The 22,191-nt window shown below is 73.4% G+C and carries 22 protein-coding genes; 12 read left to right on the top strand and 10 right to left on the bottom strand.

The window, feature by feature from the left end; all coding sequences use genetic code 11:
* Positions 1-180: 180 nt before the first annotated feature.
* Positions 181-768 carry a TetR/AcrR family transcriptional regulator gene (locus OG594_RS38595; RefSeq protein WP_266607067.1) on the bottom strand — a complete coding sequence of 196 codons (588 nt, stop codon included), beginning with the start codon at positions 766-768 and terminating at the stop codon, positions 181-183.
* A gap of 353 nt (positions 769-1,121) precedes the next feature.
* On the opposite strand from OG594_RS38595, the gene OG594_RS38590 reads away from it, so the two are divergent.
* Positions 1,122-1,313, top strand: a complete 192-nt coding sequence (locus OG594_RS38590) for a hypothetical protein (RefSeq protein ID WP_266607066.1) — start codon at positions 1,122-1,124, stop codon at positions 1,311-1,313.
* Positions 1,314-1,399: 86 nt separating this feature from the next.
* Here the strand turns inward: OG594_RS38590 and OG594_RS38585 are convergent, their stop codons facing one another.
* The 4 genes from OG594_RS38585 to OG594_RS38570 all read right to left on the bottom strand — a co-directional run bounded on the left by OG594_RS38585 (position 1,400) and on the right by OG594_RS38570 (position 5,928).
* Positions 1,400-1,807, bottom strand: coding sequence for a co-chaperone YbbN (locus OG594_RS38585; RefSeq protein WP_266607065.1), 408 nt, complete (start codon positions 1,805-1,807; stop codon positions 1,400-1,402).
* Between the two features lie 81 nt (positions 1,808-1,888).
* A complete protein-coding gene (locus tag OG594_RS38580) occupies positions 1,889-3,328 on the bottom strand; it encodes an aldehyde dehydrogenase family protein (RefSeq protein WP_266607064.1) in 1,440 nt (479 codons plus the stop codon).
* A gap of 155 nt (positions 3,329-3,483) precedes the next feature.
* On the bottom strand, positions 3,484-4,683 hold the full coding sequence (locus OG594_RS38575; RefSeq protein ID WP_266607063.1) for a thiolase family protein: 1,200 nt from the start codon (positions 4,681-4,683) through the stop codon (positions 3,484-3,486).
* Between the two features lie 195 nt (positions 4,684-4,878).
* Positions 4,879-5,928, bottom strand: coding sequence for a LacI family DNA-binding transcriptional regulator (locus OG594_RS38570; RefSeq protein ID WP_266607062.1), 1,050 nt, complete (start codon positions 5,926-5,928; stop codon positions 4,879-4,881).
* Between the two features lie 456 nt (positions 5,929-6,384).
* On the opposite strand from OG594_RS38570, the gene OG594_RS38565 reads away from it, so the two are divergent.
* From OG594_RS38565 to OG594_RS38540, 6 genes are all read left to right on the top strand, one after another.
* Positions 6,385-7,506: an MFS transporter gene (locus OG594_RS38565; protein WP_266607061.1), complete on the top strand. Its 1,122-nt coding sequence runs from the start codon at positions 6,385-6,387 to the stop codon at positions 7,504-7,506.
* A 124-nt stretch (positions 7,507-7,630) separates the two neighbouring features.
* On the top strand, positions 7,631-8,326 hold the full coding sequence (locus OG594_RS38560; RefSeq protein ID WP_266607060.1) for an alpha/beta fold hydrolase: 696 nt from the start codon (positions 7,631-7,633) through the stop codon (positions 8,324-8,326).
* An 80-nt stretch (positions 8,327-8,406) separates the two neighbouring features.
* The gene (locus OG594_RS38555; RefSeq protein ID WP_266607059.1) at positions 8,407-9,813 is read left to right on the top strand and encodes an amidase; all 1,407 of its coding nucleotides are present in this window, start codon (positions 8,407-8,409) and stop codon (positions 9,811-9,813) included.
* A 78-nt stretch (positions 9,814-9,891) separates the two neighbouring features.
* On the top strand, positions 9,892-10,554 hold the full coding sequence (locus OG594_RS38550; protein ID WP_266607058.1) for an O-methyltransferase: 663 nt from the start codon (positions 9,892-9,894) through the stop codon (positions 10,552-10,554).
* Between the two features lie 66 nt (positions 10,555-10,620).
* Positions 10,621-11,085, top strand: a complete 465-nt coding sequence (locus OG594_RS38545) for a type II toxin-antitoxin system PemK/MazF family toxin (protein ID WP_266607057.1) — start codon at positions 10,621-10,623, stop codon at positions 11,083-11,085.
* Between the two features lie 137 nt (positions 11,086-11,222).
* Complete coding sequence (locus tag OG594_RS38540; RefSeq protein WP_266607056.1) at positions 11,223-12,794, top strand: immunity 49 family protein; 1,572 nt, start codon at positions 11,223-11,225, stop codon at positions 12,792-12,794.
* A 28-nt stretch (positions 12,795-12,822) separates the two neighbouring features.
* Here the strand turns inward: OG594_RS38540 and OG594_RS38535 are convergent, their stop codons facing one another.
* The gene (locus tag OG594_RS38535) at positions 12,823-13,656 is read right to left on the bottom strand and encodes a TIGR02452 family protein (RefSeq protein ID WP_266607055.1); all 834 of its coding nucleotides are present in this window, start codon (positions 13,654-13,656) and stop codon (positions 12,823-12,825) included.
* A 107-nt stretch (positions 13,657-13,763) separates the two neighbouring features.
* Between OG594_RS38535 and egtA the strand changes: the two genes are divergently transcribed.
* From egtA to egtD, 4 genes are read left to right on the top strand one after another with little or no spacing between them, the layout of a single operon-like run.
* Positions 13,764-15,083 carry an ergothioneine biosynthesis glutamate--cysteine ligase EgtA gene (gene egtA / locus OG594_RS38530; RefSeq protein ID WP_266607054.1) on the top strand — a complete coding sequence of 440 codons (1,320 nt, stop codon included), beginning with the start codon at positions 13,764-13,766 and terminating at the stop codon, positions 15,081-15,083.
* Positions 15,080-16,438 carry an ergothioneine biosynthesis protein EgtB gene (egtB, locus tag OG594_RS38525; RefSeq protein ID WP_266607053.1) on the top strand — a complete coding sequence of 453 codons (1,359 nt, stop codon included), beginning with the start codon at positions 15,080-15,082 and terminating at the stop codon, positions 16,436-16,438. The genes egtA and egtB overlap by 4 nt, the downstream gene beginning before the upstream one ends.
* Positions 16,438-17,196, top strand: a complete 759-nt coding sequence (egtC, locus tag OG594_RS38520) for an ergothioneine biosynthesis protein EgtC (protein WP_266607052.1) — start codon at positions 16,438-16,440, stop codon at positions 17,194-17,196. Before egtB ends, egtC begins: the two co-directional genes overlap by 1 nt.
* Complete coding sequence (gene egtD, locus OG594_RS38515) at positions 17,193-18,167, top strand: L-histidine N(alpha)-methyltransferase (protein ID WP_266607051.1); 975 nt, start codon at positions 17,193-17,195, stop codon at positions 18,165-18,167. The genes egtC and egtD overlap by 4 nt, the downstream gene beginning before the upstream one ends.
* Here the strand turns inward: egtD and OG594_RS38510 are convergent.
* From OG594_RS38510 to OG594_RS38500, 3 genes are all read right to left on the bottom strand, one after another.
* The gene (locus OG594_RS38510) at positions 18,050-19,000 is read right to left on the bottom strand and encodes a 1-acyl-sn-glycerol-3-phosphate acyltransferase (protein WP_266607050.1); all 951 of its coding nucleotides are present in this window, start codon (positions 18,998-19,000) and stop codon (positions 18,050-18,052) included. The two genes, egtD and OG594_RS38510, sit on opposite strands and share 118 nt — an antisense overlap.
* Positions 18,997-19,848, bottom strand: coding sequence for a GNAT family N-acetyltransferase (locus tag OG594_RS38505; protein ID WP_266607049.1), 852 nt, complete (start codon positions 19,846-19,848; stop codon positions 18,997-18,999). Before OG594_RS38505 ends, OG594_RS38510 begins: the two co-directional genes overlap by 4 nt.
* 165 nt (positions 19,849-20,013) lie before the next feature.
* Positions 20,014-21,270 carry an extracellular solute-binding protein gene (locus OG594_RS38500; protein ID WP_266608779.1) on the bottom strand — a complete coding sequence of 419 codons (1,257 nt, stop codon included), beginning with the start codon at positions 21,268-21,270 and terminating at the stop codon, positions 20,014-20,016.
* A gap of 170 nt (positions 21,271-21,440) precedes the next feature.
* Between OG594_RS38500 and OG594_RS38495 the strand changes: the two genes are divergently transcribed.
* A complete protein-coding gene (locus OG594_RS38495) occupies positions 21,441-21,656 on the top strand; it encodes a dodecin (protein WP_030663252.1) in 216 nt (71 codons plus the stop codon).
* Between the two features lie 41 nt (positions 21,657-21,697).
* Here OG594_RS38495 and OG594_RS38490 read toward each other — a convergent pair whose 3' ends face one another.
* Entirely contained in the window at positions 21,698-22,189 is a 492-nt protein-coding gene (locus OG594_RS38490; RefSeq protein ID WP_266607048.1) for a hypothetical protein, read from the bottom strand.
* Between the last annotated feature and the right edge of the window lie 2 nt (positions 22,190-22,191).

The raw sequence follows: 22,191 nt of genomic DNA, 5'->3' as shown, positions 1-22,191 counted from the left end.
GCGAATCCCGGTCAGGGGCTAATGTCCCGTCACTCTACGTGCGGTGTGCGGGACATGCCCGAGATGACGGGCGGCGTCGGCGTGGTGACGCCCCCACGCCGCCGAGGACCATGCGCCCGCGGGACCACGGCCCGGTCGCCTCCGTCTGCCCGCCCGGCTGCGCCGGCCACGCCGACCGGGTCAGGTGCTGACCGACCGCCAGACGTGGCCCGGCAGTTCACGCGCGGCTTCCTCCAGATCGACGTCTCCCACGGTGAGCCAGCGCCGGACGACGGCGACCACCGGGCCCATGACGAGGGACTCGATCAAGGGGGCGGAGAGTTGGGCGAGTTCGCCCGATTCCTGGTGCGCATGGATCCAGAGGGTGATCGGTGTCAGCCGGGCCTCTTGGGTGTCGCGGATCTCGCGCGAGTGGGCCATGCCCAGGCGATCCGCGGTGACGGAGTGGATGAGGCGGGCCGCGTCGGGATGGTCCCGTACGAAGTCCAGGTAGGCCAGGACGACGGCCCGGATGCCGGCGCGGGCGTCGGTCGCCTGGAGCAGTGCTGCACCCAGTTCCTTCAGGAGCTGTTCCAGGGCTCCGAGCGCGAGCGCGGCGACCACCCCGTCCAGGCTGCCGAAGTGGTGGTAGATGCTTCCGGAACTGACCCCGCTGGCACTGGTGATGGCTCCGAGGGTGAGACCGGCCTCCCCGGACGTGGCGTAGAGGCGGAGCGCCGCGTCCAGGACCTGTTCGACAGTGGCTTCGCCGCGTTGTTGCTTCGGCATCGGTCAGGCGTCCTCGGTCTCATCACGGCGGCGGATCTCGTCGATCCTCGCCGGATTCAGCCTAAAGCACCATTACTAGATTCTTTTCTAGAAACACTTTCCATTGCGTGAGTGGGAGGTCCACAGTGGGCCGCGTCCTGGAGAAGGGGGAGGCATGGTGTACCACGTGGAGTTACCGATCGGTGGGACGGGCGGGCCGCAGGACGTCGTGCGGGTCGCGGTCGCGGAGACCGGCGAGGACGGCCTGGTCCGGGTGGCCCGGCCGGGGCAGGTGATGGCGCGCGCCGAACGGTCAGCCGCCAAGCGAGACCTCCGGCTCCGGCTCCCTCTTCCCGCCACGTCCGTACGCCTTCATGGACATGTCCAAGGACGCCAAGACGGTGATCTACGCCGACCCCGCGGGTCCCGGCGGTGTCCTGCCGCTCGACCCCCGGGCGTGGCAGCGCGACCTGTGCAAGGCCATCGGCAACCGGACGTTCACCGCCGAGGAGCGCAGGAGCCTGCCGGTGCGCGTCCCCGAGCAGCCGGTGTGCGCACCGGGCTGACGCGACCGGGCCGGCACCGATCTGCGGATCCGCAGATCCGCCGGGCCCACGGGCCCGGCGGATCCTCAGGCCTCACACCCCAGGGCTCAGGCCCCGGCCGCGCCGGGGTCCCCGCTGCCCGCGCCCTGGGAGCCCTGCTGCTCCGCGGCGATCTTGGCGCGGACCTCGTCCATGTCGAGCTCCCGGGCCTGCCGGATCAGGTCCGTCAGGGTCGCCTCCGGCAGGGCGCCGGGCTGGGCGAAGATGGCCACCTGGTCCCGGACGATCATCAGCGTCGGGATCGAGGTGATCTGGAAGGCCCCGGCCAGCTCCTGCTGCGCCTCGGTGTCCACCTTGGCGAACACGAGGTCGGGATGGGCCTCGGAGGCCCGCTCGTAGACCGGGGCGAACTGCAGGCACGGCCGGCACCAGCCCGCCCAGAAGTCGATCAGCACGAACGGGTTCTCGCTGACCGTCTGGTCGAAGTTTTCCTTGGTGAGCTCGACTGTAGCCACGGTGTCCAGACCTCCTGATTGAGCCGTCTGCTCCCTTGAACGAACGTCCCGCCTTCCGCATTCCGCTTCGGCGGGACCTGCCTAGAACGGGTGGCCGGCGGGGGTGCTGCGGACCGTGGTCCAGCGCAGTTCCGTGAAGGCGTCCAGGTTCGCCTCGCCGCCGAAGCGGGCGCCGGTGCCGGAGGCGCCGACTCCGCCGAAGGGGGCGACGGCCTCGTCGTTGACGGTCTGGTCGTTGATGTGCGCGATCCCGGTCGGGATGCGGTCGGCCAGGTCGAGCCCGCGCGCCGCGTCCCGGGTCACGATCCCGAGGGAGAGGCCGTAGGGGCCCGCCGAAGCCAGCGCCACCGCCTCCTCCTCCGTCGCGAAGGACCGTACGGGCGCCACCGGGCCGAAGACCTCCTCGGTGTAGGCGGGGGTGTCGTCGGCGACGCCCGCCAGGACGGTCGGCCGGTAGAAGAGGTCCCGGTGCGTGCCGCCGGCCACGAGCTTGGCCCCCTGCCCGGTGCTCGCCTCCACCAGGGCGTGGACGCGGTCCAGCTGGGCGCGGTCGATCAGCGGGCCCAGGTGGACCTGCTCGCGGTACGGGTCCCCCACGGCCAGTTCCTCGGCGCGCGCGGCGAGCCGCTCGACGTACTCGTCGTAGAGCGAGGTGTGGACGAGGTGGCGCCCGGCGGTCATGCAGATCTGGCCCTGGTGGAAGAAGGAACCCCAGGAGGCCTGGGCCACGGCGGCCTCGACGTCGGCGTCGTGGAGCACGACGAGGGCGGAGTTCCCGCCCAGTTCCAGGTGCACGCGCTTGAGGTGACGGCCGGCCAGTTCCCCGACGGACCGGCCCGAGGCGGTGGATCCGGTGAAGGACACCACCCGCACGCGCGGGTCCGCGACCACCGCGGCGCCGGTTGCGGCGTCGCCGGGCAGGACCTGGAGCAGCCCGCCCGGCAGCCCGGCGGCGGCGAAGACCGCGGCGAGGGCGAGGCCGCCGCAGACGGCGGTGCGCCGGTCCGGCTTGAGCAGCACCGCGTTGCCGAGCGCCAGCGCCGGCGCGACCGAGCGGATCGCCAGGATCAGCGGGACGTTGAAGGGGGCCACGACCCCGATCACCCCGGCCGGCACCCGGCGGGTGAAGGACAGCCGGGGGGCCTCGCTCGGCAGCACCTGCCCCGTGGGGCGCGAGGCCAGCGCCGCGGCCTCGTAGCACTCCTGCGCGGCGACGCGCAGCTCGAAGTCGGCCTTGCCGGGTATCGAGCCGGACTCGCGCACCAGCCACTCCCGCAGCTCGTCGGCGTGTGCGGTGAACAGGTCCCCGGCGCGGCGCAGCACGGCCGCCCGCTCCGGGTGGGTGGCGTGCGCCCAGTCCTGCTGCGCCGCGAGGGCCCGTACGGCGGCCTCGGCCACGTCGGCGGGTGCGGCGAGCTCGATGGTGGCGAGGGTGCGGCCGGTGGCGGGTTCGACGACCGGGGCGGAGCCGCCGGTGAGGGTGGGTCCGTCCTGCCAGAGCGTCGGATCGAGGAGCGGCATGGCGCGGGGCCTCCGGATGGGGATGGGCGGGGCGGGGGGGCGGCAGCACGCGCCATCGTGCCAGACCGGAGGCTCCACATCTGTTCAGTTATTGGGCAGTTGACGGCGAGCGGTGACCGGAAACGATCGACGTCCGCGCGCCGCACCGGCCCGGGTCAGCGCTCCAGGACGAGTGCGATGCCCTGCCCGACCCCGATGCACAGGGCCGCCATGCCGGTGCCGGAGCCCGCCGCCGCCAGCTGGTGCGCGACCGAACCGGCCAGCCGGGCGCCCGAAGCACCGAGCGGATGGCCGATCGCGATGGCGCCGCCCCGCGGGTTGACCACGGCCGGGTCGAGCTCCGGCCAGGCAGCGAGGCAGCCCAACGCCTGCGCGGCGAAGGCCTCGTTCAGCTCGAAGGTGGTCAGGTCGGCGAGGCCGCGGCCGGACTTGGCGAGCGCCCGCTGGACGGCTTCCACCGGCCCCAGGCCGAAGAGCTGGGGCTCGATGCCGGTGACGGCGGACGCGCTGATCCGGGCGAGCGGCTCCCGGCCGGTGGCCGCCAGGCCCTCTTCGTCGGTCAACAGCAGCGCGGCGGCGCCGTCGTTGAGCGGCGAGGCGTTGCCCGCCGTGACCGTGCCCGTGCCGTCCGTCCGGAAGGCCGGCTTCAGTCGGGCCAGCGCCTCGGGCGTGGAACCCTCCCGGATGCACTCGTCACGCACCAGGTCCACACCGGTGTACGGGACGACCTCGTCGTCGTACAGCCCGGCGGACCAGGCGGCCGCCGCCTTGCGGTGGCTCTCCAGGGCGAAGGCGTCCTGCGCGTCGCGGGTGATGCCGTGCTTGTCCGCGACGAGTTCGGCCCCCTCGCCGAGCGAGCCGGTCCACTCCTCGGGCATGCGCGGGTTGGTCATGCGCCAGCCCAGGGTGGTGGACCACATCTGCTGGTGCCCGGCCGGGAAGGCGCGCTCGGGCTTCTGCACGACCCAGGGGGCGCGGCTCATCGACTCGACCCCGCCCGCGATGGCCACGGAGGCATCACCGAGCGCGATGGCGCGGGCGGCCTGGATCACGGCTTCGAGGCCGGACCCGCAGAGCCGGTTGACGGTGACCCCGGGGACGCTCACCGGCAGTCCGGCCAGCAGCACGGCCATCCGGGCCACGTCCCGGTTGTCCTCGCCCGCGCCGTTGGCGTCGCCGAAGACGACGTCGTCGATGCGGGCCGGATCGAGGTCCGGCGTACGCTCCACCAGCGCGCGCACGACGTGTGCGGCCAGGTCGTCCGGCCGGACCCCGGCGAGGGCGCCGCAGAACTTGCCGATCGGGGTGCGGACGGCGTCGACGACGTAGACGTCGCGGACGGTGCGGATGCTCATGGGGTCTCTCCTGGGCGGATCCGTACGGGCGGTGGCGCGTCGGTGCCGGTGTGGACACCGGGGCACGCCGCCGGGCACGCCCGGTGGGGCGCGCCCGCAGTCTCCGTCCGCACGTCACCGCCTGTCAACGGCTCCCCTGACCGGGGCCGGCGGCCGTCCGGCCCCGCGCCCCGCGCACCCCGGACCCGGGCACCGTCAGGTCGACTCCCGGCGGATGGCGGAGGCCGCCATCAGGTCGTGCCGCTCCGTGACCTCCGACGGCTCGCGCACCGCGTGGTCCACCAGCGACGCCAGATGGGCGCCGGTCGGCATCTCCAGCCGTACGGTGCTCAGGCGGGGCCGCAGCAGTCGCCCGATCAGCAGGTCGTCCGCGCCGATGACGGCCACGTCCTCGGGGACGCGGAGCCCCTCGTCCTGGAGGGCCCGCATCAGCAGCATCGCGTACTCGTCGTTGTACGCGAACGCCGCGTCCAACCCGAGCCCGCGCCAGCGGACCGCGAGGGCCGCGGCCGATTCCTCGGAGTAGGCCATCGGCAGGGCGGAGACCTCGGCGCCGTCGACCGAGCGGGCACCCTCCAGCCGGGGCACGGAGAACAGCTCCAGGCCCTCCTCCTCCGGGACCACCACGCCGATCCGCGCGCGTCCGCGCTCCACGAGGTGGGCGGCGGCCCGGACGCCGACCTCCTGCTGGTCCATGACGAGCGCGTGCGCTCCGGGCACTCCGGCGGGCCCGATCGTGATCACCGCGCGGGCTCCGGCGCGCTTGAGGGTGGCGACGTTGCGCGCGGAGAGGGTGATCTCACCGAGGGAGATCACGGCCACCGGACGCAGTTCCGCCCAGGCGCGCACGGCCTCGTCGCCGGTGAGTCCGAGGCTCCCGTACTGGACCACCGTGTAGTCGAGACGGCGCAGCGCCCACTGGAGTTCGTTGAGGAAGGTGCTGTAGAGGGGCCCGACCGGTACGTGGGAGGTGGGCAGCAGCACGATCCTGGTGTGTCCGGCGCGCAGGCTGCGGGCGGCGGCGTGCGGGACGTACCCGAGCTCCTCGGCGGCCTCGCGGACCTTGCGGCGGGTCGGCTCGCTGATGCGTACGGCTTCCGCGTTGTTCAGCACGTACGAGACCGTCGCGCGCGAGACGCCGGCGAGGCGGGCCACGTCGGCGCTCGTCGGAACGGGGGGCGGCGGCGGGGTGGCCGATCCGGACGCCGGGGTGGGTGGCTTCGGCGATTTCGATGACTGAGACATTGCCTTGGCATCTTTCCAGACCGATCACTCCCGAGGGCTAGCGGATGGCCGGAAACGGATGCTACACAGTGGTTACACGAGTCATTGACACGTGTAACCACGGCGCCACATCCCTTTACGACCGATGTGCCGACGCCGTGCCCCGCCGTGCCGCCACCCTGTCGCGCTCCGTCGCACCCCCGCCGTCGCGACAGGGCGGCGCGCACTCCACCGCACCCCACTGCGCCTCCCTCTCCGCACCTCCCCTCCACACCTCCTCCCCGCATCCGCCCGTATCTGTCCACATCTGTCCTCATCTGCCCAGGAGGGCACCGTGGCCCTTTCCTCCCCCGGCACCGGCTCCGCCGCCACCACCGACGCGTCCCCCGGCCCCGACACCGGACCCGGACCCGCACGGCGCGCTCTGCTCCCCCTGCTGCTCGTCGGCAACAGCGCCCTGTACGCCTTTACATCGGCGTGGCCGGCGTGCTGCTCGCACTCCAGGTCGAGGACGTCGACCCGGCGAACAAAGTGGCGAACTTCGGCCTGATCGCAGGGGTCTCGGCGGTCTTCGCCACGGTCTTCAACCCCGTCGCCGGCGCCCTGTCCGACCGCAGCGGACGGCGCAACCCCTGGATCCTCGGCGGTGGGCTCGCCGCCGTACCCGCCATGTTCCTGCTGGGCCTCGCCGACACGATCCTGCTGATCACGATCGCCTGGTGCCTCGGGCAGGCCGTCATGAACGTCTACCAGGCGGCCATCACCTCCGTGGTCCCGGACCGGGTCCCGACGGACGCCCGCGGCAAGGCCTCCGCGGCCGTCGGCCTCGGCCTGCCCTTCGGCTCCACCCTCGGCGCGCTCATCGGCGCGGCCTTCTCCGAGGACTACCGCACCGGCTACCTCGTCTTCAGCGCGCTCGTCGCGGGCGCCGCGGTGCTCTTCACCGCGTGCGGCCGCGAGCAGCGGCTCCCGGCCCGCGCGCCGATGCCCGTCAAGGACCAGCTCGCCGCCTTCACGAGCGCGCTGCGCGACCACGACTTCCGGTGGGCCTTCATCGGGCGGGCGCTGCTCGTCCTCGGCTACGTCGCCGTGAGCGGCTACCAGCTCTACATCCTCCAGGACCACACGGTGCTGCCCGACGGCATGGAGCCGGAGGCCGCGGTGGCGGTGCTGATGCCGCTGACCAGTGTGGCCATGGTCGTCTCCACGGTCCTCGGCGGGTACCTGTCGGACCGGTTCGACCGCCGCAAGCTCTTCGTCGGCGCTTCCGCCCTGCTGTCGGCCGTCGCGCTCGTCATCCCGGCCGTCTCCACCAGCTGGACCGCAATGGTGTCCTTCGCCGCGGTCAACGGGCTGGCGTTCGGGTGCTACATAGCGGTGGACACCGCCCTGGTGACCATGGTGCTGCCCAAGGCCGAGGACGCCGCCCGCGACATGGGGGTCCTCAACGTCGCCAACGCCGGCCCCCAGATCATCGCGCCGTTCGTCGCCTCGGTGATCGTCTCGTTCAGCGGCGGGTACACCGCGCTGTTCGTCGTCGCGGCCGTGCTGGCCGTGGCGGGGGCCCTTGCCGTGAAGCCGATCCGCAGCGTTCGCTGACGCCCTGACCGGCGCTCCACACCGGCGCCCCACACCGGCGCTCCAGACCGGCGGCCCGCACCCGCCGCCCCCTGCACGCTTTCCCGCTCAGCCGACCGACATCCACCGCCGAGAAGGGCACACCGTGCACCTGCACACCCAGACCTGGGGCGAGGGCGACCGCATCGCCCTCCTGATCCACGGCATCATGGCCGACCACCGGACCTGGCGCCGGGTCGGCCCCGCCCTCGCCGACCACGGCTACCGCGTCATCGCCGTCGACCTGCGGGGCCACGGCGCCAGCGGGCGCGGCGCGTACGGCCCCGAGCTCTTCGCGGACGACGTGGTCGAAACGCTCCCGGCCGGCGCCGAACTCGCCATCGGCCACTCCCTCGGCGGCCTGACCCTGTCCCTCGCGGTGGACCGGCTGCGGCCGGCCCGGGCGGTGTTCTCGGATCCCGCGTTCCACCTGGCGGCTCCGGCCGACGGCATCGGTCCCGAGCTGCTCGCGCAGTTCAAGACGGCGTCCAAGGAGCAGATACGGGCGTTGAACCCGCGCTGGGATGAGGTCGACGTCGACATCGAGCTGGAGACCCTGGCGGTCTGGGACGAGCGGACCGCGCTGAGCCTTGCGCCGCTGGTCGGCACCGACCTGATGCCGCCCGCGCCGGTGGTCCCCTCCCTCGTACAGCTCGCCGATCCGAGCGTCCTGATCGACGAGGAGCGGGCGCAGCTGCTCAAGAACCGTGGTTTCGAGGTGCGTTCGGTCGCCGGAGCGGGACACACCATCCACCGGGACGACTTCGACGGGTTCATGGCCTCCCTGGAGGGCTGGCTCTAGAACTGCCCGGCCACTCCCCATTACGGTCTACCTACCGAATTACGGTCTACCTACCGACCGGTAATGGGGAGTGGTACGCGATGTCCGATTCAGCTGTTCCAACGGCTTCCGGCCTGGTCGACATGGTCGGCGCACTCGCCGAAGGGACCGTGTCGGCGAGGCGGTTGACCGAGGAGGCGCTGCGCCGGATCGCCGCGGCCCAGCCGGAGCTCAACGCCTTCCGGACCGTGCGCGCCGAGGCCGCCCTCGCGGAGGCGGACGCGGCGGACCGACGGCTGGCCGCGGGCGAACGACTGCCGCTGCTGGGGGTACCGCTGGCGGTCAAGGACGACATGGACGTGACCGGTGAGCCGACCGCCTTCGGCTGCGCGGGAGCCTTCCCCCCGAAGACCGCCGACAGCGAGGCGGTACGGAGGCTGCGCGCGGCCGGCGCCGTGATCGTCGGCAAGACCCAGACGCCGGAGTTGGGGCAATGGCCCTTCACCGAGGGCGGGGCCTTCGGCGAGACCCGAAACCCCTGGAACCCGGCGTACACGCCCGGCGGCTCCTCGGGCGGCTCGGCCGCCGCCGTGGCGGCGGGCCTGGTCCCGGCCGCCCTGGGCTCGGACGGGGCCGGCTCGGTCCGGATCCCGGCGGCCTGGACCCATCTGGTGGGGGTGAAACCCCAGCGCGGGCGCATCTCCACCTGGCCGGAGCCGGAGTCCTTCCACGGGCTCACCGTCAACGGCGTCCTGGCCCGCACCGTCGCCGACGCGGCGCTCCTGCTGGACGCCGCGAGCGGCCCGCACCCCGAGGACCTGCACCGCCCCGCGCGGATCTCGGCGGTCGAGGCGACCCGCCGCACGCCCCGTCGGCTGCGGATCGCCCTTTCTTTCGCGATGGCCTTCACGGCGACGCCCAAGTCCCTGGACCCGGAGCTCCGTTCCGCAGTGGAGCGGCTGGCAGCGCGGCTCGAGTCACTGGGCCACGAGGTGATCCCGGAGGACCCGCGCTACGGCCCGATCGGCCTGACCTTCGTACCCCGCGCGACCAGTGGCGTACGGGACTGGGTGGCGCGGGTGCCCGATCCCGCGCTGCTGGACCCGCGCACGCACGAGGCCGTACGGACGGGCCGCGTCCTGGGCGGGGTCGCGCTGCGGGCCTCCCGCCGGGCGGAGGCGGTCCTGCGGCGGCGGGTCGGCGAGGTCTTCGACCGCTTCGACGTGGTGCTGACCCCGACGACGGCCACCCCGCCGCTGCGGATCGGCGCCCTGACCGGGCTGGGGGCCATGGCCACGGACCGGGCGATGATAGCGGCCTGCCCGTACGCCTGGACGTGGAACGTGCTGGGCTGGCCGGGGGTGAACGTCCCTGCGGGCCTCACGGCCGACGGACTGCCGATGGGAGCCCAACTGCTGGGCCCGGCCGACTCGGAGCCGCTGCTGCTGGGGCTGGCCGCGCAGTTGGAAGCGGCGGAGGGCTGGGCGGCGGTGCGGCCGGGTCGGTAGGCAGCGCCGCCCTCCCCTCCTGTAAGTTCCCATGAGGAACTATCAAGCGCCACATCACCGGAAGGGGCGAGGCGACCCATGGTCCAGCAGACGTGGACGGCCGTTGACGACTACTTCGACGGACTCCTGGTCGAGGAGGACGAGGCCCTGGTCGCCGCGGCCGCCGCCACCGAGACCGCAGGTCTCCCCGCCCACCAGGTGGCCCCCAACCAGGGCAAGCTGCTGAACCTCCTCGCCCGCGTCCGCGGCGCCCGCCGCATCCTGGAGATCGGCACCCTGGGCGGCTACAGCACCATCTGGCTGGCCCGCGCGCTCCCGGCCGACGGACGGTTGGTCACGCTGGAGGTCGACGATCGGTGCGCCGACGTCGCGGCCGCCAACATCGCCCGGGCCGGGCTGGAGCACGTCGTCGAGATCCGGCGCGGCCGCGCCGTCGAGCTGCTGCCCGGACTCACCGGCGAAGCGCCGTTCGACCTGGTCTTCATCGACGCCGACAAGCCGTCCAACCCCGCATACCTGGAGTGGGCGCTCGAGCTCACCCAGCCCGGCAGCGTCATCATCGGCGACAACGTCGTCCGCGACGGCGCCGTCGTCGACGCGGACAGCTCCGACCCCCGTGTGCAGGGCGTGCGCCGGTTCACCGAACTCATTTCCGAGCACCCGCAGTTGACCGCCACCGCCCTGCAGACCGTCGGCAGCAAGGGCTACGACGGGCTCATCCTGGCCCTGGTCACCGACTGACCCGTGACACGGGCGCTGATGCCCGCCTCCTCCACCAGGGCCGCCGGACCCAGTAGCCTCGCCCGGATGACGGCACTTTCCCACCACAGCAACGGCCACCCCGAGCTGCCCGGCCAGGGCGGCGACACCGCGACGACGGAGGCTGATCCGCACGCGATCGGCCCCGTGCGGACCGAGTACGCGCCGGACCCCGACGGTGATCCCGACCCCGGCGAGATCGTGTGGACCTGGGTCCCCTTCGAGGAGAACGACGGGCGCGGCAAGGACCGTCCCGTGCTGGTCGTGGCCCGGGAGGCGGGCGGGCGGACCCTGCTCGCCGTGCAACTGTCGAGCAAGCGGCACGACCACGACCGGGAGTGGGTGCCGATCGGGACGGGCCCGTGGGACAGTGCCGGGCGCGAGTCCTGGGTGGACGTGGACCGGGTGCTGTGGGTGCACGAGGCGGGGATGCGCCGCGAGGCCTGCGCGCTCGACCGCGGCCGCTTCGGCCTGGTCGTGGACCGGCTGCGCGAGCGCTACGGCTGGCAGTGACCCGCAGGTCCGGGCGGTGGTCACGGTCAGACCCGCGGCCACCGCCCGGACCGTACCGACCTCCCGTGTCCCTGATCCGGACCGTCCTGGACACCCCCTAGGGTGAGCCCCGTAGGCGGACACAGGGAGTAGCGGGCATGCGAATAGAACGACACAGGGTGAGCGGGGCGGCCCTGGCGGCGGTGCGCGAGGACTTCGCGAACAAGATGATCTCGGACGTGTACTCCAGGTCCCGGGGCGGTCCGATGGACGCCTACGACTGGTGGGACATCACGCTGCGGTTCCTCGACGGCCTCGGCGCGCTCTCGGCGGTGACCCCCGACCTCGACACCCCGGAGGCGAAGGCGATCCTGGGCGACGCGGCCGAAACGGCCGCCGCCACCGTGTCGTTCGCCGCCTACCCGAACGCGTCCTTCCGCGTCTTCCTCACCTACGTCGACTTCGGCCGCGACTACGACTCCGGGGCGGGGGGCAGCGCCCAGCCGGTCAGCGCCGCGCGCTGGATCGACGCGTTCTGCGTGGCGGTCGTCGCCGACAAGACCGAACGGCACGGCGAGGCCTTCCACTTCGCCCGTGCGGCACCGCAGCGGGCCGGCGGGCCCGGGCTCCCGCCGGTGGAGCTGATCAACGGCCTGCTGGCGTACGTCAGCGGGGACATCGGGGTCGAGCACCAGAAGTTCCCGCCCTCCCCGCAGGAGAAGCTCGCCGCGCTGGATGCCGCGCTCGCCCGGATCGCCGACCGGCACGCCCGGGCGGGGGCCGGAGCCGACCGGACCGGGGCGACCGACCCCGCCACCGGCGCACTGCGCGCCCTGCGCGCGCTGGCCGCCCGGGACCGGGAGGCCTTCGCCACCGAGCTCGCCGCACTGCTGCTCCCGTACTCCTACCTGGATGACCCCCGGGCCGAGCCGCGCACCCTGCTGCCCCTGCTGCCGCTGGCGCTGGCCGCGCTCGGCTACCGCCGCGAGGGCTGGCGGCCCCCCGTCGAGTCGGGGTACCTGCCGCGGGCGCTGGTCACCGGCTTCGAGACGCCGCCGCCGCGCGTGGGGCCGTACGGGCGCGAGCGGCACGCGGACGCCGTAGCGGCGCTGGCCACGGGCCCCCTGGTCGTCGAGCGCCCCGAGATGCCGGAGCCCGCGGGGCACGCCGACCACCTGGTACGCGGGCTGTACGAGGCCGTCCGCGCGGGTGCCGGTTCCGAGGACTCCGCCCGCCCGGACCACCCGCTCGCCCCCGGGAACTGGCACGCGTCCCTGAAGCGCGCCCTGATCACCGGCAGCCGTGCGGAACTCGCCCCGCTGGTCCTCAGCGGCCCCGCCGCGCTGGAGGAAGACCGTTCCGCGTACGCCTCGTACCGGCAGGCCCTGCACGACTACCTGCGGGGCGAGGACCCGGAGCCCGCCACCGACCGGGCCGTCGCCGATGTCGGGCAGACCCGGGAGTGGGGCTTCCTGCCGGCGCCGGCCGTGCTCTTCTCCCAGCTGGTGGAGGGTGACGAGGAGAGCTTCAACCTGGCCCTGGCCGATGCTCTGGAGGCCCACAGGGACTACTACGCGGTGAGCGACCGGCTCTTCGGCGCCGGGGCCGACGCCGCGGTCGATTTCGACGTCCTGGCCCTGGCCTGCCACGCCCGCCGCCGGGGCTGGCGGATCCGCGTCTCGTCGCCCTATCTGCCGGAGAGCCTGCTGGGGGCGGCGCACCCATTCTGAGGGCCGCTGGCCCCGCCACCCCCGCCCCTCAGGCCGGGAAGGCCCTCTCGAAGGCCTCGCGGGTGGTGGGGTCGCGGTCGAGGATGCCGAACACGACCTGCTCGAAGACCCCGGCGAACCGGTCCTCGAGCAGTCCCCGGAAGGCCTCGGCCACCTGGGCCGGGTCGTTCTGGAACACCCCGCAGCCCCAGGCCCCCAGCACCAGCCGCCGGTACGCGTGCAGCACCGCCACCTCCAGTACGAGCTCCGCGCGCCGCGCCAGCGCCGCCGGGATCTCGGCGGTGCGCTCGGGCTCCTGCCGCCGGATGGTGCCGGCGTTCGGCGCGGGCGAGGTGAGGAAGCCGACCCGGAACGGGGTCTCCAGCAGATCGCCCCGGTCATCGCGGAAGACCGGGACCCCGGGCGAGTGAATCACCCGGTCGGTGTAGAAGGTGCTCCGCTCCGCGCGGTGCACCTCGTAGTACTCCGGAGCTTCGAGCAGGGTCTCGTACAGGGCCGAGGCGCGGCACAGCGCCTCCTCCTGGGCCTTGGCCCCGCGGACGTAACCGCCCCCGGGGTTACGGGCCGAGGCGAAGTTCAGGACCGCAACGGGACCGGGATCCGGGTGGGCCGGGGTGGCGGTCGCGAGCCTGCGGGCGGCGACGGTGCTGCTCTCGCCGGTGACCTCGACGGCGGTCGCACGGCCGCCGGAAGCGAACTCCTCATCTGGAATGACCCGATTTGGTCCATATATCCTGGTTCCTGCCTTGGCTTCCGCCAGGGCGGCGGCCAGCGGAACGTGCCGTCCCGACCGCGTCCGGTACCCGCCGGCCGCCAGGATCTCCGCGTTCTCCCGCGCGATCTCGCGCAATCTGCTGCTCACGCCGCCATCTTCCGCACCGCGATTCCCGGCGGCAAAGGGTTTTGTGCCCCGAGGAGGGGTAGGCACGGGTGATGTCACGACCGACGACAGGAGACGAGGACCCGGTCATGCCCCAGGACTCATCCGCTCCCCCACCTCCACCCGCGCCCGGCCCGCCCCCCGTGCCCTCCATCAGCGAGACGCAGGCCGAGGACCTGATCCACGGCATCTGTTTCAAAACCGGTCCGCCCCGCCTCATCGGCGCCGAGCTCGAATGGCTGGTCCTGGACGCCGAGCGGCCGGAGCAGCCCCTACCCCCCGAGCGGCTACGGGCCGCCCACGCCGCGGCCCGCGCCCTGCCCCTGCACGCACGGGTGACCGTCGAACCGGGCGGCCAGCTCGAACTCAGCTCGGCCCCCGCCACCTCCCTCAGCAGCTGCGTGGACGACCTACAGGCCGACCTCACCGCCGTCCGCGCCACCCTGCTGGCCCAGGGCCTCGTCCTGCGCGGCCTCGGCCGCGATCCCCGCCGCCCGTACCGCCGGCTGCTCAGCAGCCCGCGCTACGACGCCATGGAGGCCTACTTCGACCGCACCGGCCCGGCCGGGCGCGCCATGATGTGCGCCTCCGCCTCCGTACAGGTCTGCGTGGACGCCGGGCACGAGGAGCCGGGCGTGCTCGGCCACGGCCGGCGCTGGCGGCTCGCGCACCTGCTGGGTGCGGTCCTGGTGGCCGCCTTCGCCAACTCCCCCGCTCACGAGGGCCCGTACGCCGGCTGGCGCTGCGCCCGGCAGGGGATCTGGAGCGACCTGGACACCCGGCGCGCGCTCGCCCCGCCGCTGGACGCGGAACCACGCACCGCGTGGGCCCGGCAGGCCCTGGACACCGAAGTGATGTGCGTGCGGTCCTACGAGGACGACGGCCCGTGGGAGACCCCGCCCGGCACGACCTTCCGCGACTGGCTGCGCACGGGCGGACACCCCGCGCTGCGACCGCCCACCGTCGAGGACCTGGACTACCACCTGACCACGCTCTTCCCGCCGGTCCGGCCGCGCGGCCACCTGGAGCTGCGGATGATCGACGCGCAGTCCGGCGACGACGGCTGGCTGGTCCCGGTGGCCGTCGTGCACGCGCTGTTCGACGATCCGGAGGCCACCGAGACCGCGTACCGGGTGGCCAAGGGGCTGGCCGACTCCTACGGCGGCCACCCCGCCCCCCGCAATCCGCTCTGGCGGTCGGCCGCCCGGCACGGCCTGGCCGATCCGGAGCTGCGGGCCTCCGCGAAGGCCTGTTTCCGGGCCGCCGTCGAGGCCCTGCCCCGGCTCGGCGCGAGCGCGCACGTCCGGGACACGGTCGGTGCCTTCACCGAGCGCTACGTACTGCGCGGCCGATGTCCGGCCGACGACGCATCCACACAGGTGCTCACCGGAAAAGAGGTCCGCCGATGACCACCGGAACACCCTCACCCTCACCCTCACCCTCACCCTCACCCTCCGGCTCCGACTCCGACTCCGATTCCCGCCTGCGGGAGCGGGCGGCCGCCGCCCTGACCGCGGCACGCATACGCACGGCCGGCCTCACCGACGCCGTGACCGACGAGGACCTCACCGCCCAGCACTCCCCGCTCATGTCGCCGCTGGTCTGGGACCTGGCGCACATCGGGAACCAGGAAGAGCTCTGGCTGCTCCAGCGCGTCGCCGGACGCGCATCGATGCGCCCCGAGATCGAGCCGCTCTACGACGCCTTCCAGCACCCCCGCGCCGAGCGGCCCAAGCTGCCGCTGCTCGGGCCCGCAGAGGCCCGCCGGTACGCGGCCGACGTGCGCGGCCGCGTCTTCGACCTGCTGGAGCGGACACCGCTGGAGGGCAGCACGCTCCTCGACGACGGTTTCGCCTTCGGGCTGATCGCCCAGCACGAGCAGCAGCACGACGAGACCATGCTGATCACCCATCAGCTCCGGCGGGGCGCGCCCGTACTGGCCGCCCCGGAGCCGGACGGCCCCTACGATCCCCCGTCCGCCGCCGAAGTCCTCGTCCCCGGGGGCCCGTTCACGATGGGCACCTCCGCCGAGCCGTGGTCGCTGGACAACGAACGCCCCGCGCACGTCCGGGACGCCGCGCCGTTCTGGATCGACACGGTTCCCGTGACCAATGCCGCGTACCTGGCGTTCATCGCCGACGGCGGCTACCGCGATCCGCGCTGGTGGGCGGCTCCGGGCTGGGAGCAGATCCGCGAGCACTCCATCGAGGCCCCGCTGTTCTGGCACCGGGAGGCCGGCCAGTGGCTGCGCCGCCGCTTCGGGGTGATCGAGCCGGTGCCCGTCGAAGAACCGGTTCTGCACGTCAGCTGGTACGAGGCGGACGCCTACGCCCGCTGGGCGGGGCGGCGGCTGCCCACGGAGACGGAGTGGGAGAAGGCCGCCCGGCACGACCCCGCGACCGGCCGCTCCACCCGCTACCCGTGGGGCGACGCCGACCCGACGCCCGCACACGCCAACCTGGGGCAGCGGCACTTGCGTCCGGCGCGCGCGGGCAGCTACCCGGCCGGCGCCTCCCCGCTCGGGGTGCGCCAGCTGATCGGCGACGTGTGGGAGTGGACCTCTTCCGATTTCCTGCCGTACCCGGGCTTCCGCGCCTTCCCGTACCGGGAGTACTCGGAGGTGTTCTTCGGCCCGAAGCACAAGGTGCTGCGCGGCGGCTCCTTCGCCGTGGACCCGGTGGCCTGCCGGGGCACCTTCCGCAACTGGGACCTTCCGGTGCGGCGGCAGATCTTCTCCGGCTTCCGGACCGCGAGGGACGTCTGATGTGCCGTCATCTCGCCTATCTGGGGCCGGTGGTGGCGCTCGGGGAGCTGCTGAGCGGGCCGGAGCACTCGCTGGTGCGCCAGTCCTGGGAGCCGCGCCGCCAGCGGTCCGGGACGATCAACGCCGACGGCTTCGGCATCGGCTGGTACGCGGAAGGGGACCCGGTGCCCGCCCGCTACCGGCGTTCCGGGCCGATCTGGGGCGACCTGACCTTCGCCGATATCGCCCGGGTGGTCCGCAGCGGGGCCGTGCTGGCCGCCGTACGGGACGCCACGGACCCCGGGGCCGACGGGGAGGCGGCCGCGGCGCCGTTCGCGGACGGGCCGTGGCTGTTCAGCCACAACGGCGCGGTGCGGAACTGGCCCGGGTCCGCCGCCCCGCTCGCCGCCGGGCTACCGCCCGCAGAGCTGCTCCGGTTGGCCGCGCGCACCGACTCGGCGCTGGTCTGGGCACTGGTCCTGCACCGGCTGCGGGCCGGGGACGACCTGGGCACGGCGCTCGCCGAGCCGGTCCGGGAGTTGGCCTCGGCAGCTCCCGGCTCCCGGTTGAACCTGCTGCTCACGGACGGCGTCACGATCGCCGCGACGGCCTGGGGCGATTCGCTCTGGTACCTGGCCGACGCGGAGCAGCGGCGCACCGTGGTGGCCTCCGAGCCGTACGACGACGACATCCGGTGGCGCGAAGTGCCCGACCGGACCCTGCTGACCGCCACCCGCACCAGGGTCGAACTGACCCCGCTCAAGGAGAACTCCCTGTGAACGACTTTCAGTTGACCCGGACGCTCGACGAGAACGCCGCGGAGACGGCGCTGCGTGCGGATGTGTTGCACGGGCTGACGCACTCGCCGAAGGTGCTGCCTCCCAAGTGGTTCTACGACGCGCGGGGCAGTGAGCTCTTCGAGGAGATCACCCGGTTGTCGGAGTACTACCCGACGCGCGCGGAACGGGAGATCCTGCTGGAGCGGGCGCGGGAGATCGCCACCGAGAGCGGCGCCCGCACCCTGGTGGAGCTGGGCTCCGGGTCCTCCGACAAGACCCGGCACCTCATCGAGGCGATGCCCGCGCTGGACACGTACGTGCCGGTGGACGTGAGCGAGAGCGCGCTGCGGGGGGCGGCCGAGACGCTGCTGGCGGAGCATCCGGGGCTGCGGGTGCACGCCCTGCTGGCCGACTTCACGCGTGCGCTGCACCTGCCGGACTCCCCCGGGCCCCGGCTGGTGGTGTTCCTGGGCGGCACGATCGGGAACCTGCTGCCGCCGGAGCGGGCGGTGTTCCTGGCGTCCGTACGGGCGATGCTGTCGCCCGGGGACGCGCTGCTGATGGGGACGGACCTGGTGAAGGACGAGGCCGTGCTGGTGTCGGCCTACGACGACGCACGGGGGGTGACGGCCGAGTTCAACAAGAACGTGCTGGCGGTCATCAACCGGGAGCTGGGGGCGGACTTCCACACGGCCGACTTCGCGCACGTGGCGGTGTGGAACGAGGAGCAGGAGTGGATCGAGATGCGGCTGCGGGCCCGGTCGGAACTGGTGGTGAAGATCCGGGCGCTGGATCTGGTGGTGCCGTTCGCGGCGGGTGAGGAGATCCTGACGGAGGTCTCCGCGAAGTTCCGTCAGGAGGGCGTGCGCAAGGAGCTGGCGGCGGCCGGACTGGAACTGACCCAGTGGTGGACGGACGCGGGGGGCCGGTTCGCGCTGTCCCTGTCGGTCGCCGACGGCGTGGCCGGCTGAGCGGGGATGCCCGGTAGCAGGTCCGGGGCGGGGGTCGCGGTCCACGCCCCGGCGACGGCCCGCTGAGCGGCCGCCGCGAGGTCCCGCCGGTGCGCGTACCGGCCCGGCGGGATCCGCGGCAGGAGCATGACCTCGGCCCGCACCCCGCGGGCGCGGGCGATCCGCCACAGCGAGGCCGTCAGCGGGTCGTCCCCGACGAAGGCGGGCGCCCCGGCCGGGTTCCCGTCGCGGCACAGGTAGGTGAGCCGCAGCGGCTGTACGGGGACCCGGGCGTCCAGGGCCGCCTGGAAGGCGGCCCTGCGGAAGGTGCCCTGGGCCCGCCCGCACCACGTGGAGCCCTCGGGGAAGACGGTGACCCGGTCCCCGGCCAGCAGCGCGCCGGTGATGGTCCCGATGGTGGCGGGCAGGGCGCGGATCCGGTCGCGCTCGATGAACAGGGTGCCGGCCCGTCCGGCGAGGCGGCCGAGCACCGGCCAGGCCCGGATGTCGCTCTTGGCCAGCATCCGGCAGGGCAGGGCGGCGGCCACCAGCGGGATGTCCAGCCAGGAGATGTGGTTGGCGACCAGCAGCCGGCCGCCGCCCGGACCCGGGCTGCCGTGCACGGTGATCCGGATGCCGAAGGCTCGTACGAGCGCGGCCGACCAGGCCCGTACCACCGTGTGGCGGGGGCCGGCCGGCAGCAACCGGACCGGCGGGGCGCCCAGGATCCCCAGCAGGATCAGGGCGACGGCGGCGGCCAGTCTGAGCACCGCCCGTGGCACGCTCGCGGTGTCCCCCGCGTGCCCGGCGCAGGCCTCGGGGGTGCAGGGCGAGGTGGGCAGCCAGACGCTCATGCGCCCGGGGCGAGCGAGCGGAAGTGCTTGAGGTAGCGCGGGTTGGTCCGGCGCAGGGAGAGCAGGACGTACAGGTCGGCGCAGCCGAACTCGGCGTCGAGGGCGGGCTCGCCGCACACCCAGGCGCCGAGGCGGAGGTAGCCGCGCAGCAGCGGGGGGAGCTCCATGCGGTCGGGGAAGGTGATGCCCTCGGGGCTCCAGGGGAGGTGGGGGGTGACCCGGTACTCCTCGGGGGCGAGGCTGCGGGTCAGGGCGGTCTCCCGGGTGGCGGCGGCCAGGACCCCGCCGTCGGCGAGCGGTATCGAGCAGCAGCCGGCGAGCCAGTTGTGCCCGGTGCGGTCCATGTAGTGGGCGAGGCCGGCCCAGATGAGGGCGATGACGGCGCCGTTGCGGTGGTCGGGGTGGACGCAGGAGCGGCCGACCTCGACGAGGTCGGGGCGGATGGGGGCGAGGGCCGAGAGGTCGAATTCCCCCTCGGAGTAGAGGCGGCCGGCGACGGCGGCGCGCTCCGGGGGCAGTAGCCGGTAGGTGCCGACGACCTGCTCGGCTTCCTCGTCGATGACGAGGAGGTGGTCGCAGTACGCGTCGAAGGCGTCGGCGTCGAGGCCGGGCTCGGGCCCGTCCAGTCGGGCGCCGAGCTCGCCGACGAAGACCTGGTGGCGCAGCCGCTGGGCGGCGCGGACCTCGTCCTCGTCGCGGGCGAGGCGGACGGCGTAGCGCGGTCCTTCGGACGGCGCGCCGGGCGCCGCGACCCGGTCCCTGACGGGGGCGAGGCGGGTGGCGGGCGCGGGTGAGGGGGCCGGCGCCGAGGCGGTGAGGGGGGACGGGGACAGGGGTGCGATCGTCATGGCGGCTCCTGATCCGGGCACGGATGGCCAGGCCCGCAGGTGTGTGGCCTGGCTCCTTTACTTCTTCCGTGACCGGCTGGATTCGACATGACCGCTCAGCGGCCCTCGGATGTGCGGACGCTGAACTCGGCGTACCCCCGGGCCGGCGGCGGCCGGGGCAGCGGCTCAGCGGTCGGAGCTGAGGACCTTGCCGATCTCCTCGGAGGCGGCGCGGGCGGCCTGCTTGGGGTCCCGGCCTGTGAGCACGGCCGTCATGAAGGGCTTGATCGGGTTCTTCGCCTCGACCTCGGCCCAGCGGGCGGAGGTGGGGGTGGCGCGGCCCTGGGCGGCGCCGGGGGCCATGGCGGCCGCGCCCTCGTTGCCCTCGACGGCGCGCGCGAGGGTGGTCTTGTTGGGCACGTAGCTCATCGTGCGGGCGAGTTCGGTCTGCCACTTCTCGCTGACGAGGGCCGTGATCACGTCCACGGCGCCCTTCCGCTGTCCGGTCCGCGCCGGGATGATCAGGTCGGAACCGCCGGTGAAGACGGCCCCCGCCTTGTCGGAGGTCTTGCCGGGGATCGGGAAGAAGCCGAGCTTGCCCTTCAGGGCGGGGTTGGCCGCCTCGATCTCGGCGGCCTGGCCGGGCGGGGCGATGATCTGGGCGACCTGGCCGCGGGCGAAGACCTGCGATTGCGGGGGCGTCTCCTCGTCGGCGCCCTTGGGTCCGTCGCCGAGGGCCTGGAGCTGCTTGTAGAAGTCCATGCCGGCCAGGGCCTTGTCGTCGTCGAGCCCACCGACCCACTTGCCGTTGGTCTCGACGGCGAGTTCGCCGCCCTCGTCCCAGATGAAGCCGGCGAGGACGTACCAGTTCTGACCTGCGAGGTAGATGCCCTGCTGGTCGCCCTTGTCGAGCTTCTGGGTGGCCTGTATCCACTCCTGGCGGTTCTTGGGCGGGGTCTTGATGCCGGCGCTCGCGAAGAGGTCCTTGTGGTAGATGACCACCCGGTTGGCGGCGTACCAGGGGACTCCGTACTGGGCGCCGTTGATGGTTCCCGGGTCGGCGAGGCCCTTGAGCCAGTCCTTGCTGCCCCATTCGCGCAGGCCTTCGAGGGTGAGCTCTTCGAGGCCGCCCTTCTCGATGTACGTGGCGACCTGGGTGTTGCCGACCTCGATGACGTCGGCTCTCTCCTTGCTCGTGCCGTCGAGGATGGCGTTGACCTTGTCGCCGATGCCCGTCCACTCCTGGATCTTGACGTCCAGGTCGATGCCGGGGTGTTCCGTCTCGAACTCCGCGGTGAACTTGGCCGTGAAGTCCTCCGAGGCGCTGCCCTTCATCAGCCAGAGCGTGACCTTCTGCGACCCCCCGGCCGGGTCGGCCGACCCGCTGCAGCCCGTGAGGGCGGTAGCGGCCGCGAGGGCGGTGCACACGGCGAGGAAGCGCATCTTCAAGAGGGTCCCCTTCTGGGCTCGATCTCGGATGGCTCGAAATTGGCATAGACCAATAGGCCGGTCAAGGGGCTTTCGCTCGAGACTGTTCGCCCAAAGTTCGCGGACCCGGACTTACTGGGGCACCGTAGAACCAGGCAAAAGCCACCCACTGTCGGGAGACCTCCATGTCCAATCACACGTACCGGGTGACCGAGATCGTCGGCACCTCCCACGAGGGCATCGATCAGGCCATCCGCAACGGCATCGCCCGGGCGGGCCAGACCGTACGGAACCTGGACTGGTTCGAGGTGGTTCAGGTGCGCGGCCACATCGAGAACGGGGAGATCGCCCACTACCAGGTGGGGCTCAAGGTCGGCTTCCGCCTCGAGGGCGAGGACTGAGCCCCGCCCCCGGTCACGTCACGTCCGTCCGTCCGGTCACCTCACGTCCGTCCGTCGCCCTCCTGGGCGGACTCCAGCTCGGGCGCGTCCGCCGCCCAGTCGGCGAGCACCACCCGGAATCCGGCGGCGCGCGCGGCCCGGCAGACGAGCTCGTCGTCGTCGACGAGCATCCGCACCTCCCGGCCCCGGGAGATCCGCCGCAGCACTTCCAGCTTGGTCGTGCGGGCCGGCCGCCGGTCCTGGTTGCCGCGCATGAACAGCCGCCCCTCGGGCAGGTCGTGCCGGGCGAGCCAGTCGAGCGTGTCCGCGCGGCACCGCTCGGGGCGCCCGGTCAGGTACACCACCTCGCAGTCGGCCGCACTCTCCACGGCCAGCGCGACCCCGCGCGCGAGCGGCGGATCGGCGGGGGCGGCGGCGAAGAAACCGGTCCAGTCCCGGGGCCGGCGCTCCAGGAAGCCCTGGCGATGGCCAGTGTCCGCCAGGGTGTTGTCGAGGTCGAAGACGGCCAGCGGCCGGGTGGTGTGCTCACTCATCC

The sequence above is a fragment of the Streptomyces sp. NBC_01214 genome (genome assembly GCF_026340975.1).
GTDB lineage: Bacteria > Actinomycetota > Actinomycetes > Streptomycetales > Streptomycetaceae > Streptomyces.
This window is presented reverse-complemented; position numbering and strand designations above follow the sequence as displayed.

What these genes read in the sequence shown, in the direction of transcription:
- OG594_RS38510 (WP_266607050.1), bottom strand. Translation starts at nt 19,000, where the DNA reads ATGAGCGTCTGGCTGCCCACCTCGCCCTGCACCCCCGAGGCCTGCGCC.
- OG594_RS38500 (WP_266608779.1), bottom strand. Translation starts at nt 21,270, where the DNA reads ATGCGCTTCCTCGCCGTGTGCACCGCCCTCGCGGCCGCTACCGCCCTC.
- OG594_RS38570 (WP_266607062.1), bottom strand. Translation starts at nt 5,928, where the DNA reads ATGTCTCAGTCATCGAAATCGCCGAAGCCACCCACCCCGGCGTCCGGA.
- OG594_RS38545 (WP_266607057.1), top strand. Translation starts at nt 10,621, where the DNA reads ATGACGGCACTTTCCCACCACAGCAACGGCCACCCCGAGCTGCCCGGC.
- egtA (WP_266607054.1), top strand. Translation starts at nt 13,764, where the DNA reads ATGCCCCAGGACTCATCCGCTCCCCCACCTCCACCCGCGCCCGGCCCG.
- OG594_RS38495 (WP_030663252.1), top strand. Translation starts at nt 21,441, where the DNA reads ATGTCCAATCACACGTACCGGGTGACCGAGATCGTCGGCACCTCCCAC.
- egtC (WP_266607052.1), top strand. Translation starts at nt 16,438, where the DNA reads ATGTGCCGTCATCTCGCCTATCTGGGGCCGGTGGTGGCGCTCGGGGAG.
- OG594_RS38540 (WP_266607056.1), top strand. Translation starts at nt 11,223, where the DNA reads ATGCGAATAGAACGACACAGGGTGAGCGGGGCGGCCCTGGCGGCGGTG.
- OG594_RS38505 (WP_266607049.1), bottom strand. Translation starts at nt 19,848, where the DNA reads ATGACGATCGCACCCCTGTCCCCGTCCCCCCTCACCGCCTCGGCGCCG.
- egtB (WP_266607053.1), top strand. Translation starts at nt 15,080, where the DNA reads ATGACCACCGGAACACCCTCACCCTCACCCTCACCCTCACCCTCACCC.
- OG594_RS38550 (WP_266607058.1), top strand. Translation starts at nt 9,892, where the DNA reads ATGGTCCAGCAGACGTGGACGGCCGTTGACGACTACTTCGACGGACTC.
- OG594_RS38555 (WP_266607059.1), top strand. Translation starts at nt 8,407, where the DNA reads ATGTCCGATTCAGCTGTTCCAACGGCTTCCGGCCTGGTCGACATGGTC.
- OG594_RS38590 (WP_266607066.1), top strand. Translation starts at nt 1,122, where the DNA reads ATGGACATGTCCAAGGACGCCAAGACGGTGATCTACGCCGACCCCGCG.
- OG594_RS38595 (WP_266607067.1), bottom strand. Translation starts at nt 768, where the DNA reads ATGCCGAAGCAACAACGCGGCGAAGCCACTGTCGAACAGGTCCTGGAC.
- OG594_RS38580 (WP_266607064.1), bottom strand. Translation starts at nt 3,328, where the DNA reads ATGCCGCTCCTCGATCCGACGCTCTGGCAGGACGGACCCACCCTCACC.
- OG594_RS38490 (WP_266607048.1), bottom strand. Translation starts at nt 22,189, where the DNA reads ATGAGTGAGCACACCACCCGGCCGCTGGCCGTCTTCGACCTCGACAAC.
- OG594_RS38575 (WP_266607063.1), bottom strand. Translation starts at nt 4,683, where the DNA reads ATGAGCATCCGCACCGTCCGCGACGTCTACGTCGTCGACGCCGTCCGC.